Source organism: Bradyrhizobium sp. WCU1 (assembly GCF_053474805.1).
The window spans coordinates 2,518,005-2,530,306 of sequence record NZ_CM130280.1; the positions used below are offsets into that span (position 1 = coordinate 2,518,005).

14 protein-coding genes are annotated in these 12,302 nt (G+C 64.7%); 6 read left to right on the forward strand and 8 right to left on the reverse strand.

The window, feature by feature from the left end:
• Positions 1–105: 105 nt before the first annotated feature.
• Together ACTUWL_RS11645 and ACTUWL_RS11650 are read right to left on the reverse strand one after the other, a co-directional pair.
• Complete coding sequence (locus ACTUWL_RS11645) at positions 106–483, reverse strand: CsbD family protein (RefSeq protein WP_021076383.1); 378 nt, start codon at positions 481–483, stop codon at positions 106–108.
• Between the two features lie 72 nt (positions 484–555).
• Complete coding sequence (locus ACTUWL_RS11650; protein ID WP_021076382.1) at positions 556–1,290, reverse strand: SDR family NAD(P)-dependent oxidoreductase; 735 nt, start codon at positions 1,288–1,290, stop codon at positions 556–558.
• Between the two features lie 177 nt (positions 1,291–1,467).
• Here ACTUWL_RS11650 and ACTUWL_RS11655 point away from each other — a divergent pair, with 177 nt between their 5' ends.
• The gene (locus tag ACTUWL_RS11655; protein ID WP_021076381.1) at positions 1,468–2,247 is read left to right on the forward strand and encodes an SDR family NAD(P)-dependent oxidoreductase; all 780 of its coding nucleotides are present in this window, start codon (positions 1,468–1,470) and stop codon (positions 2,245–2,247) included.
• Between the two features lie 117 nt (positions 2,248–2,364).
• Positions 2,365–3,252, forward strand: coding sequence for a TauD/TfdA dioxygenase family protein (locus ACTUWL_RS11660; protein WP_021076380.1), 888 nt, complete (start codon positions 2,365–2,367; stop codon positions 3,250–3,252).
• Positions 3,253–3,412: 160 nt separating this feature from the next.
• On the opposite strand, the gene ACTUWL_RS11665 is transcribed toward ACTUWL_RS11660, so the two are convergent.
• A complete protein-coding gene (locus tag ACTUWL_RS11665; protein ID WP_021076379.1) occupies positions 3,413–4,072 on the reverse strand; it encodes a YqgE/AlgH family protein in 660 nt (219 codons plus the stop codon).
• A 136-nt stretch (positions 4,073–4,208) separates the two neighbouring features.
• Between ACTUWL_RS11665 and ACTUWL_RS11670 the strand changes: the two genes are divergently transcribed.
• From ACTUWL_RS11670 to ACTUWL_RS11685, 4 genes are all read left to right on the forward strand, one after another.
• Positions 4,209–5,045: a protein-disulfide reductase DsbD domain-containing protein gene (locus ACTUWL_RS11670; RefSeq protein WP_021076378.1), complete on the forward strand. Its 837-nt coding sequence runs from the start codon at positions 4,209–4,211 to the stop codon at positions 5,043–5,045.
• Positions 5,046–5,281: 236 nt separating this feature from the next.
• On the forward strand, positions 5,282–6,676 hold the full coding sequence (locus tag ACTUWL_RS11675) for a lipopolysaccharide biosynthesis protein (protein WP_021076377.1): 1,395 nt from the start codon (positions 5,282–5,284) through the stop codon (positions 6,674–6,676).
• A gap of 33 nt (positions 6,677–6,709) precedes the next feature.
• Positions 6,710–6,946, forward strand: a complete 237-nt coding sequence (locus ACTUWL_RS11680; protein ID WP_021076376.1) for a hypothetical protein — start codon at positions 6,710–6,712, stop codon at positions 6,944–6,946.
• On the forward strand, positions 6,943–7,254 hold the full coding sequence (locus ACTUWL_RS11685) for a type II toxin-antitoxin system RelE/ParE family toxin (protein ID WP_021076375.1): 312 nt from the start codon (positions 6,943–6,945) through the stop codon (positions 7,252–7,254). Before ACTUWL_RS11680 ends, ACTUWL_RS11685 begins: the two co-directional genes overlap by 4 nt.
• A 178-nt stretch (positions 7,255–7,432) precedes the next feature.
• Here ACTUWL_RS11685 and ACTUWL_RS11690 read toward each other — a convergent pair whose 3' ends face one another.
• The 5 genes from ACTUWL_RS11690 to cysW all read right to left on the reverse strand — a co-directional run bounded on the left by ACTUWL_RS11690 (position 7,433) and on the right by cysW (position 12,300).
• Positions 7,433–8,221 (reverse strand): 3-hydroxybutyrate dehydrogenase, encoded by a 789-nt coding sequence (locus tag ACTUWL_RS11690; protein ID WP_021076374.1) that lies wholly within the window; start codon positions 8,219–8,221, stop codon positions 7,433–7,435.
• Between the two features lie 12 nt (positions 8,222–8,233).
• Positions 8,234–9,418, reverse strand: a complete 1,185-nt coding sequence (locus tag ACTUWL_RS11695; RefSeq protein ID WP_021076373.1) for a DUF3734 domain-containing protein — start codon at positions 9,416–9,418, stop codon at positions 8,234–8,236.
• 106 nt (positions 9,419–9,524) lie between these two features.
• Positions 9,525–10,022, reverse strand: a complete 498-nt coding sequence (locus tag ACTUWL_RS11700) for a CAP domain-containing protein (RefSeq protein WP_021076372.1) — start codon at positions 10,020–10,022, stop codon at positions 9,525–9,527.
• Between the two features lie 279 nt (positions 10,023–10,301).
• Positions 10,302–11,348, reverse strand: a complete 1,047-nt coding sequence (locus tag ACTUWL_RS11705) for a sulfate/molybdate ABC transporter ATP-binding protein (protein ID WP_021076371.1) — start codon at positions 11,346–11,348, stop codon at positions 10,302–10,304.
• Entirely contained in the window at positions 11,338–12,300 is a 963-nt protein-coding gene (gene cysW / locus ACTUWL_RS11710) for a sulfate ABC transporter permease subunit CysW (protein ID WP_021076370.1), read from the reverse strand. The genes ACTUWL_RS11705 and cysW overlap by 11 nt, the downstream gene beginning before the upstream one ends.
• Positions 12,301–12,302: the final 2 nt, after the last annotated feature.

Below are 12,302 nucleotides of genomic sequence, written 5' to 3' on the forward strand. Positions count from 1 at the left end.
GCAATCCATCTATCCGCACGGGCAGATGGATGGATTGCTTCGTCGCGGACCCTGTCATCGGGCGCGCGTACGCGCGACCCGGTGGCTCCTCGCAATGACGGCGGATCAGCCGTAATGGCGCCAGCGCGACGGCGGCGGGCGGCGTGGCTGACGCGTCATCAACAGCGCGAGCGCAAAGCCGATGCCGCCGGCGATCAGGAGCGCGCCGAGCGGATTGTCCTGCACCGTCTGCGCCACCGCCTTCTGCCCGCTGCGAACGGTCTCGCCGCGATGCTCATAGGCATCCTTGGCATAGTTGACCGCGGTATCAGCCGCGTCGCGCGCGGCATCCTTGGCCTGGCCGTAGAGATCCTGCACGGTGCCGGCAGCCTCGCGTGCGCGGCCCGAGGCCTGTGTTTGCGCATCACCGGTCGCATCGCCGATTACGCCTTCGGCCTTGCCCGCGAATTCCTTTGCCGTTCCGAAAATCCGGTCCTTGTCCATCACATCTGCTCCCTGAAATTGTCAGGGAGCTAACCGCGGAACCGCGCGCAGGTTCCTTTAGCTCTTCTGGAGCTAGAGGATCAGCCCGCCGTCGACGACGATGGTCTGGCCGACGATGTAGGAGGCGAGCGGCGACGCCAGGAACAAAGCGGCGCCGGCCATGTCGGCGGGCGTGCCGAGGCGCTTCAGCGGAATGCGCCCGAGCGCGCCTTCGAGCCGCTTGGGATTGGCGGTCGTCGCCTTGGTCATCTTGGTGTCGACGAGGCCCGGCGCGATGCCGTTGACGCGGATGCCGTTCTCCGCCCACGCTTCACCAAGCGTGCGCGTCAGCCCGACCGCGCCGGTCTTCGAGGCGTTGTAGGCCGGATTGCCCATGGTGGAATGATACGCCGCGGTCGAACTCACGATGATCAGCGAACCTTGGCTCGCGCTCAGCATCGCATGGAATTTGGTGGCGCAGGCCATCAGGCTCATCAGGTTGACTTCGAGCACCTTGCGGAAACCCTCCATCTCGAATTCCCCGCGGCGGTAAATCACGGCGCCCTGCGCCAGCACCAGCACGTCGAGCCGATCGAACGACGGTGTGAGGCTTTCGATCGCCTTGGGATCAGAGACATCGAGTTGCGCATAGGCAAGGCCGTCGAGATGCGAGCCTTCTTCAGCCGAATAGTCGCTCGCTTGGGCGCGGGTGCCGTACACCGCAACGCGCGCGCCCTTGGCGCGGAAGGCCTGCGCAATGCCGTTGCCGATGCCTGAGGAGCCGCCGACCACCAGTACCTGCTTGCCGCCGAAATCAAGCTCGTTCATCGCGTTTCCTCTCTGCTGTTTTCTTGATTGAGCATGATCCTTTGCGAAAAGCCACCCGGGAAACTTGCGTTAACGCGCTGCGTGCGCGGCGATCAGGGAACGCCGGTTTGACGTCTCTGCGGATCGGTGCCAGCGTTGCCGGTCTCACAACGCAAAAAAATCAACGGGAGGTCCGTCGTGTCCGAATACAAGCAGCTCAGCCGTTCGGTGAAGGGCCTCACCGTTCTCGTCACGGGAGCGGCAAGCGGCATGGGGCGCGCCACTGCGCGCGTGTTCGCCGACGAGGGCGCCAATGTCGCGGTCACCGACCTGACCGAAGACGGCACGCAGGCGGTGGCGAAGGAGATATCGGCGAGCGGCGGCTCGGCGAAGGCCTGGACGCTCGACGTCAGTGATCGCGACGCCATCATCAAAGTCGTCAACGATGTCGCCGCGCATTTCGGGGGGCTCGACATCATCGTCAACAATGCGGGCATCTCGGTGCGGGTGCCGATCGACGATCCCGGTTACGAGGATGCCTGGGCCAAGGGCATCGCGGTGATGCTGACGGCGCATCCGCGCATCATCCGCGCGGCACTGCCGTACCTGCGCAAGTCGCGCTCGCCGCGCATCGTCAACATCGCCTCGACCGAAGCGCTGGGTGCAACAGGCCTGCACAGCCCCTACTCGGCGGCCAAGGGCGGCGTCACCAGCCTGACCCGCTCGCTCGCGGTGGAACTGGGGCGCGAAGGCATCACCGTGAACTGCATCTGTCCGGGCCCGATCCGCACAGGCATCACCGATCGCATCTCCGAGGAGCACAAGACGATCTACGCCAAGCGCCGCACTGCGCTGGCGCGCTACGGCGATCCGGAAGAGGTCGCGCACATGACGCTGAGCCTGTGCCTGCCCGCGGCATCGTTCCTGACCGGTGCGGTGATTCCGGTCGACGGCGGGTTGATGGCGCGGAATGCCTGACCCGCATTCGCTGCCCGCTCGGCCGTGAAGCGTTGACAGCGCGCGCGTCGGGAGTAGCCTTCCCGTCAAATCAGACGAAGCGGGCCAACCGCCCGCACGATACGGGGAGATACGCCAATGACGGTCCTGATCCGGCAGCTTCACAAGCACTTTGTCGGCGAGGTCTCCGGCGTCGACCTGCGCAAGCCGCTGACGAAGCAGGAAGCGACCGACATCGAGGCCGGCATGGACAAATACGCCGTGCTCGTCTTCCACGGCCAGGATATCACGGACGAGCAGCAGATGGCGTTCGCGCTGAACTTCGGCGAGCGCGAGCACTCGCGCGGCGGCACGGTGACGAAGAAGGAGGACTATCGCCTGTCGTCCGGGCTCAACGATGTCGGCAATCTCGGCAAGGACGGCAAGCCGCTGCCGAAGGATCACCGCACCCATCTGTTCAATCTCGGCAACTGCCTGTGGCACTCCGACAGCTCGTTCCGGCCGATCCCGGCGAAATTCTCGCTGCTGTCGGCGCGCGTCGTGAACCCGAAGGGCGGCAACACCGAATTCGCCGATATGCGCGCCGCCTATGACGCGCTCGACGACGACACCAAGGCGGAGATCGAGGACATGATCTGCGAGCACTCGCTGATGTATTCGCGCGGCTCGCTCGGCTTCCTCGACTACACCGAGGAAGAGAAAGAGATGTTCAAGCCGGTGCTGCAACGCCTGGTGCGCACCCATCCGGTGCACGGCCGCAAATCGCTGTATCTGTCATCGCATGCCGGCGCGATCAGGGGCATGAGCATGCCGGAGGCGCGGGTGCTGCTGCGCGACCTCACCGAGCACGCGACGCAGAGCGAGTTCGTCTATGTGCACAAATGGACGCTGCATGACCTCGTGATGTGGGACAACCGCCAGACCGTGCACCGCGTCCGCCGTTACGACCAGTCGCAGCCCCGCGACATGCGCCGCGCCACGGTGGCCGGCACCCAGCCGACGGTGGCGCAGGAAGCGGCGGAGTAGCGCGCCGCGATAACAGCCGTCGTCCCGGCGAAAGCCGGGACCCATAACCACAGGACGTGGGAATGGGGCGCGCTGAGGCCACAGCGTCGCGAAATCACAAGCAGTCGGGGTTTTGGGTCCCGGCCTTCGCCGGGACGACACCGTGGGTGTGGTGCGCGGCCTACGCGTGCCCGGCGTCGTTCGACAGCATGCCGGCCTCGATGCCGATCTTGCGCAAGGCGCGGGCGTATTTCTCGTCGACGTCGGTGCCGAAGATCAGCTCGGGATCGGCGTCGCAGTGCAGCCAGCCATTGTGCTGGATCTCGTTCTCGAGCTGGCCCGGCGCCCAGCCGGCGTAGCCGAGCGCGAGAATCGCGTGCTTGGGGCCGGCGCCCTTGGCGATCGCTTTCAGGATATCGACGGTCGCGGTCAGCGAGATGCCGTCGTCGATGTTCAGCGTCGCGTCCTGAATGTAGAAGTCGCTGGAATGCAGCACGAAGCCGCGGCCGGTATCGACCGGGCCACCCTTCATCACCTTCATCATCTCGGCATTTTCGGGCAGCTGGATCTGGTCCGACTTCTCGATGATGTCGAGCTGCACCAGCAGTCCGGGGAAATCGATGCTGCCGGCCGGGCGATTGACGATGATGCCCATCGCCCCCTCCGACGAATGCGCGCACATGTAGATCACCGAACGCTCGAAGCGCGGGTCGTTCATGACAGGCATCGCGATCAGCATCTGGCCATCGAGATAGCCGCCGTCTGCGGCATGCGGACCGACGGCCGGGCTTCTGCCGCCGGCGGTCTTGCGAGTCCTGCCTGTTTTGCCTTCAGGGCGCATCCACAAAGGCCTTTCCTGCTGATTTGGCATCCTGATATTGGGTGGCGGTTCTGTCAATCAAGCATCACGCCGCGTGCGGCGATGCATCACAAGCAATTCAATGGTTTGCAACGAAAGTTGCAGGTAAAGACGTCTCATGATCGTCACAGTTCCCCTGCGGGCCGCTTTTGGCGTTGCCGCCACATTGTCCGTCGCATGTATGGCAACTGAGGTGCGCGCCGACGACGCTTCGCCGTGGCAGCAGGACACCCATTCGGCCGTGCGGCTGCTCGCGGGATCGCGCAGCGGCGCGGTGCTGCTCGGCGGCATCGCCTTCCAGTTGCAGGACGGCTGGAAAACCTACTGGCGCACGCCGGGCGATTCCGGCGTGCCGCCGCGGTTCGATTTCTCCAAATCGGACAATGTCGATGCGGTCACGGTGATGTGGCCGGCGCCGCGCCAGTTCGACGACGGCGCCGGCGGCACCTCGCTCGGCTACAAGCATCAGGTGGTGCTGCCGCTGCGCATCGTCGCGAAGAATCCCGACAAGCCGTTGGTGCTGCGCGCCGACATCAGTTACGCGGTGTGCGAGAAGCTGTGCGTGCCGGTGGAAGCGAAAGCCGAGCTTGCGTTCGCGAGCGTCGCCTCGACCGAGGACGCCGCGCTGTCGGAAGCGCTCAACGCGGTGCCGAAGCCCGCCAATATCGGCGATCCCATCCCTGTCACGATCCGCGACGTCAAGCGCGACGGCAACAACGTGCTGGTCGATGTCACCGCGCCGGAAAGCAAGGACCTCAGCCTCTTCGTCGAGGGACCGACGCCGGACTGGGCGCTGCCGGTGCCCAAGCTCGTCGAGCATGCACCGCCGGGCGTGAAGCGCTTCGCCTTCGAGCTCGACGGGTTGCCGCCCGGCGCCAAGGCGGACGGCGCCGCGCTGAAACTGACCCTGGTCGGCGGCGACAAGAGCTATGAATTCAATATCAATTTGAACTGACGCCCACCGTCGTTCCGGCGGAAGCAGGAACCCATACTCCGCGGCCGCAGTGCGAGGCACGCTGCGGGTTAAGCTGTGCGCGTCAACTGTTCCCTGTGGTTATGGGTCCCGGCCTGCGCCGGGACGACGCCTGGGTTGCGAGCATCCGTCACCCAACCCAATCTTAACGATTCGTTGATAGATCGGTGACCATTGCCGCCTTGCGGCGCTTTGGGAATTTTTCCGCCTTGGCTGTGATGGAGACACAATCGGAATCCTCTGCCGCAACCTCTGCGCCATCGGGCCCGGTCGCGCGCCTGCGGGACCTCGTCGCGCGCCTGCTCGGCGGCACCAAGGAGGCGTCGGTCACCAAGCGCCTCGCCGGCATGATCTTCATCATCCGCGTGATCAGCGCCGCCATCGCCTATCTGGCGCAGATCCTTTTGGCGCGCTGGATGAGCGGCTCGGACTACGGCATCTATGTCTATGTCTGGACCTGGGTGCTGCTGCTCGGCAGCACGATGGATTTCGGCATCGCGCCGTCTTCGCAGAAGATCATCCCGGAATATCGCACGCGCGGCGACCTCGCCGCGCTGCGCGGCTTCCTTTCCGGCGGCCGCTGGGTGGTGCTTGCCGCCTCCAGCACCGTGGCGCTGCTGCTCGCCGGCGTGATCCATCTCGCCTCGCCCTGGATCGACCCCAATGCGATCGTGCCGCTCTATATCGGCTGCCTGACCTTGCCGCCGTTCGTGGTCGCCAACACGCAGGACGGCATCTCGCGCGCGCATGACTGGATGCAGCTCGGCCTGATGCCGCAATTCATCGTGCGGCAGGGGCTGATCATCGCGCTGACCGCCGGCGCACTGGCGCTCGGCCTCAATCTCGGCGCCACCGCCGCGATGATCGCGAGCGCAGCCGCCGTCTACATCGCGGCGATCGGCCAGATGATCGTGCTGAACCGCCGCCTCAAAGCCCATCTCGGGCCGGGCGAGAAGACCTACGACCTCAAAGGCTGGTTTAAGATCTCGCTGCCGATCATGCTGGTCGAGAGCTTCTATCTCCTGCTCGGCTACACCGACGTGCTGATGCTGCAGCAATTCCGCTCCTCCGAGGAGGTCGGCATCTATTTCGCAGTGGTGAAGACGCTGGCGCTGGTGTCGTTCGTGCACTACGCGATGTCGGCGACGACGGCGCACCGCTTCGCCGAATACAACGCGCTCGGCGACAAGGATAGGCTGTCGGCCTATGTCGCGCACGCCATCAGCTGGACGTTCTGGCCCTCGCTGCTCGCAACCATCGCCCTGCTCGCCTTCGGCAAGCCGCTGCTGTGGCTGTTCGGCCCGAAGTTCGTCGACGGCTACAGCATCATGTTCGTCGCCGCGATCGGGCTCGTGGTGCGCTCGGCGATCGGCCCGGTGGAGCGGCTGCTGAACATGCTCGGCCACCAGAGTATCTGCGCCACCGCCTATGCGGTATCGTTCCTGATGAATGTTGGGCTCTGCATCGCGCTGGTGCCGCGCTACGGCGGCATGGGCGCGGCGGCCTCGACCTCGCTGTCGCTGACCTTCGAGACGATCCTGCTGTTCGTCGTGGTGCGCTCGCGCCTCGGCCTGCACGTGCTGGCGTTCGGGAAGGCCCGGCCTACGCCGTAGCATTTTGATCGACCGCGGCATATAATACACGGCATGACCGCAGCGGAACTGAAAAACCTGCTCAATCGCGTTCAATCCTGGCCCGAGGCGGCACAGGATGAATTCGTGTCGATCGCAAATCAGATCGAAAGCGAGCTACAGTCCCAAGACTACGTCGCAACTCGAGATGAACTGCGGGTCATCGACGCCGCGATGGCATCGATCGACGCCGGCGAGTGCGCGACCGACGAGGAGATCGCAGGCGCGTTTGCCAAATTTCGCCGCAAATGAAGGTCGTCTTCTCGCGGCAAGCACTGACTGATCTGGACGAAATCGCGACCCACTATTCGACCCATGCCAGCCCGGCAATCGCCGCAGCTGCCGAGCGCCGCTTCCGCGATGTCATTGACCGGGTCTGCCGCGCACCCGAGGCCGCGCCGCGCATCTCGCAGCGCTCCACGGTCCGCGCAATTACCGTCCTGCGCTATCCGTTCCGCATTTTCTATCGGGTGCGCAGCGATACAATCGATATCCTGCACATCAGACATGCGTCCCGAACGCCGTTCTCCCCCGCCGATTTGGACCCTAAAGCGCGATGATATTTGGTTGAATCGTCATCGCGCTTTAGCTCTTTGTTTGAGCATGATCTTTTCGGAACACCGCTTCGCACTTTTCCGGATCATGCTTTAGCTAGTTCGGGCAGCTTTCTACCCTAAAAAGCCGGCCCTGATCCAATCGGGGCCGGCTCTTTGATGCCAGGTCAGTGCCGGCGGATAATTACTCCGCGGTCCAGCCGCCGTCGATCGAGAGGTTGGCGCCGGTGATCTGCGCGGCATCGTCGCCGCACAGGAACAGCGCCAGCGCTGCGACCTGCTCCGAGGTCACGAACTCCTTGGTCGGCTGCGCGGCGAGCAACACGTCCTTGATGACCTGCTCCTTGGTCATGTTACGTGCCTTCATGGTCTCCGGAATCTGGTGCTCGACCAGCGGGGTCCAGACATAGCCCGGCGAGATGCAGTTGCAGGTGATCTTGAATTGTGCGAGCTCGAGCGCCGCGGTCTTGGTCAGGCCGGCGATGCCGTGCTTGGCCGAGACGTAGGCCGACTTGAACGGCGAGGCCACCAGCGAGTGCGCGGACGCCGTGTTGATGATGCGGCCCCAGCCGCGCTTCTTCATGCCGGGCACCGCGGCGCGGATGCCGTAGAACGCCGACGACAGGTTGATCGCGATGATCGCTTCCCACTTCTCGGGCGGGAATTCCTCGATCGGCGACACGAACTGGATGCCGGCATTGTTGACCAGGATGTCGACCGAGCCGAAGGTCTTCTCGCCGAGCGCGATCATGTCGGCGATCTCGGCCGGCTTGGTCATGTCGGCCGGCGAATGCACGGCCTTGACCTTGAAGTCGGTCTCGATGCCGGAGCGTTCCTTCTCGATGTCGGCCGGAACGCCCATGCCGTTGAGAACGATATTGGCGCCGGCGCCTGCGAAGGCGCGCGCATACGCCAATCCGATGCCGCTGGTCGAGCCGGTCACAACGGCGGTCTTGCCTGTCAACGTACCCATTATCGGTCGCTCCTATTTTGCTTGCGGGGGGCTCGATTCAGGGGGCGTGGGTTCGTCCCCCGTGAGGTCGTAAGTCACCATGGTTTCCCCGGACTGTGGCCGTTCTAGCCATTCTTTGTGACGCATCGACAAATGCACGTCGCGCACGCCGGCGCCCCAGTGCTCGACCATCCCGACATGCGAGAAGTCGTAATCCTTCGAAGAGCTCTCGTAGTTCTTGCTCTTGTAGATCAGGTGAACCACCGTGACGGTGTTCTCCTTGGATGCCTTGCGCAGCAATTCGACCGACGGATCGTTCTTCAGGTAATCGGGCAGCTTGCCGATCAGGTCGCGCACCGCCATGCGGGCGTTGTGGATCTGCCGGTTCTTGTCGGTGTTCATCCGCGTCCGGCTCGAATAGCGGATGTCCTTCTCGCGCTCGGCGGCCTCCAGCAGCGTCTCCGGCAGCGGCCCGCGGGCGCTGAACAGGTCGACCTGGAAGATCAGCAGATCGCGGCTGGTCTCCTCGTCGAGCACGAAGTCGAGCGGCGTGTTGGAGGCGATGCCGCCGTCCCAGTAATGCTCGCCCTCGATCACGACGGCGGGAAAGCCCGGCGGCAGGGCGCCGGAGGCCATGATGTGCTCGGGGCCGATTGTCTTGCCGCGCTTCTTGAATTCGTAGTTGTCGAAATAGCAGAAATTGCCCGAGGTGACGCCGACCGCGCCGACCGACAGCCGCGTCTTCAGGTCGTTGATGCGATCGAAATCGACCAGGCGCTCCAGCGTCTTCTTCAGCGGCGCGGTGTCGTAATAGCTCAGCGACTGCGAGCTGCCGGGCGGCCACAGCGGCGCCGGCGGGATCCGCGGCGTGAAGAAGCCGGGCACGCCGAAGGTCGCGATGATGGCGGCAGAGGTCTCGTTGAACAGCGAGCGGGCGCGCTCATGCTTGGAAACCGGATTCCACGGCACCGGCGCCGACACCATCTCCCAGAATTCCTTCAGCCTAGGCACCCGCTTGTCCGGCTCGTTGCCGGCGATGATCGCGGCATTGATGGCGCCGATCGAGATGCCGGCGATCCATTCCGGCTCGAAGCCTGCATGACAGAGCGCCTGAAAGGCGCCGGCCTGGTACGAGCCAAGCGCGCCGCCGCCCTGAAGAACCAGCACCCGCCTCGCTTGCGCGGGCGTCGAGGCCGGCGCGGAATCCGAAGTATCCATTCGTAACCGTTCGCTCAAAAACGACCTGGACCACAACGGTGGCCGCTGTTGGCCGCCGCGTCAATCTGCGAGATGGGAGGGTTAGATCACGCGGAATTTATCGAAATCAGGTTGCCGCCAGAATGAGCGTCCAGAACACCTTGTACTTGGTGTTGGGGGCATAAACGGCCGCGATGCCCATTTTTGTGACACCGCTTTTCAGCATGTTGGCCTTGTGCGGCGGAGAATCGCGCCAGCCGGAAAAGGCTTCCGCGAGCGTGTGATAGCCGGCCGAGATGTTCTCGACCGCCACGGTCGCCGGGTAGCCGCCGGCCTCCAGCCGCTTGCCGAGCGGGGCCTTCACGTCGTGGTCCATCTTGTTGCGGGCGGCCATCGCCTGCGACTGCTGCTCGGCGAGCCTGGTCAGGTCAGGATCGACCACGACGGTGCCGAGACCATTGTTCTGGCGGTACTGGGAAAACAGGATCGCGGCGGCCTGGCTGTCCAGGACGGCGCCGGGCTGCGCCATGTTGAGATACATCGCCGGTTCTTCCGGGATTTTGGTGTCCGCGGCGCAGCCGGCAAGCACCAGAAGCCCGAACAGGGCGACCGTCGTCCGTTTCACTTCAGAAAACCCCCAAGGTTGGCTGGCCGTTGTTGCATACCAACCGTGGCTGAATGGTGAACAGGGGCTAACTTTTGACCACACAAAACGCCGTCATTCCGGGGCGCGAAGCGAACCCGGAACGACGACGGATATGGGGTTCTCCTTCCCGCCGAAAGGGCGAAGGTCGGGATGGGGGGTCAGCCACAGGCGATAGCGGTTATCGTGGAGACAGACCCGCCTTGCTCTGACGAGCAAGGCGACCTCCCCTTTTCAAGGAGAGGTTTGGACCCGCGGCAGCTACTGCGCGGCGAAGATCCGGTAGCGGCGGGGCTGCAGCGAGACGATTTCGCCGGCCTGCAGCTCGCGGTCGCGGGGCGCATCGATCTCGATCACGGTCTTGCCCTCACTGCCGGCCAGGGCGACCTCGGCGCGCTGGATCGGGCCGAACGAGCGGACGTGGCGGATGGCGCCTTCCAGTGCGCCGGTTCCGGCCGGACCGACCGCCATGTCGTGGCGGCGGACGAACAGCTTGGCCGCGCCGGACGCCGCGCCCAGCGCCGGAATGTTCAGCGGACGGCCGTCGAGCCGCACCGCATCGCCGGCCACGTCGACCGGCAGCACGATGGATTCGCCGATGAAGCCGTGCACGAAGGCGGTCGCCGGATTGTCATAGACCTCGCCGGGCGAGCCGATCTGCTCGATCCTGCCCTTGTCCATCACCACGACGCGGTTGGCGACCTCGAGCGCCTCCTCCTGGTCGTGGGTGACGAAGATCGAGGTGACGTGGATCTCGCTGTGCAGCGAGCGCAGCCATTGCCGCAGCTCCTTGCGCACTTTGGCATCGAGCGCGCCGAACGGCTCGTCGAGCAGCAGGATGCGCGGCTCGATCGCGAGCGCGCGCGCCAGCGCGATGCGCTGCCGCTGGCCGCCGGACAGCTGGCTGGGATAGCGGTTGGCGAGCCAGTCGAGCTGCACCAGATCGAGCAGGTTCTTGACGCGTGCGCGGATCGTCGCCTCATCCTTGCGGATCGCGCGCGGCTGCACGCGCAGGCCGAAGGCGACGTTCTCGAACACCGTCATGTGGCGGAACAGCGCGTAGTGCTGGAACACGAAGCCGACCTGACGCTCGCTGGCGCCGCGCGAGAGCGCGTTCTCTCCATCGATCGCGACCTCGCCGGAGTCGGGCCAATCCAGCCCTGCGATGATCCGCAGCAGCGTGGTCTTGCCGGAGCCGGACGGGCCGAGCAGCGCCAGCAGCTCGCCATCGGCAACCTTGAGATCGACATTGTCGAGCGCGGCAAAGCTGCCGAACCGCTTTACGATATTCCTGACTTCAATCGCCATCGGGCACCTCAGCCTCGTCGAGCCGCCGCTCAAGAATAGTTTTCGCCACCAGCGTGATCAGCGCCAGCATCGCGAGCAGCGAGGCGATCGCGAACGACGCGACGAACTGGTATTCGTTGTAGAGAATCTCGACCAGCAGCGGCATCGTGTTGGTCTCGCCGCGGATATGGCCGGAGACGACGGACACCGCGCCGAACTCGCCCATCGCGCGCGCGTTGCAGAGCAGGACGCCGTAGAGCAGGCCCCATTTGATGTTGGGCAGCGTGACGCGGAAGAAGGTTTGCAGGCCCGAGGCGCCGAGCGAGATCGCCGCTTCCTCCTCCTGGGAGCCCTGCTCCTGCATCAGCGGGATCAGCGCGCGCGCCACGAACGGAAAGGTGACGAAGATCGTCGCCAGTGCGATGCCGGGTACCGCGAACAGGATGTGGACGTTGTGCGCCTGCAGCCACGGCCCGAAATAGCCCTGTGCGCCGAACAGCAGCACGAAGACCAGGCCCGAGATGACAGGCGAGATCGAGAACGGCAGGTCGATCAGCGTGATCAGAAAGGTCTTGCCGGTGAACTCGAATTTCGAGATGGCCCAGGCCGCGACCACGCCGAACACGAGGTTGAGCGTGACCGAGATCGCAGCGACCAGCAGCGTCAGCTTGATCGCGGCGAGCGCCTCAGGCTCGGCCAGCGCCGCGAGATAGGCGACGATGCCTTTCGAGAAGGCCGAGGCGAACACGACCACCAGCGGCAGCACGACGAAGATGCTGAGGAAGGCGATCGCCAGCGCGATGATGATGAAGCGGATCGGCCCCGGCTCGGTGCGCGGGTTGCGTCCCGCGGCGACCGGCCCAGCGCGCGCGATATCGAGCTGCGGTGCAGGGGCCGCGACGCTGACATCGGTCGCGGGCGCGTAGCTCCGCAGCTGCGTAGTCGAGGTCGCCAATCCCGTCTGCATCGACATCT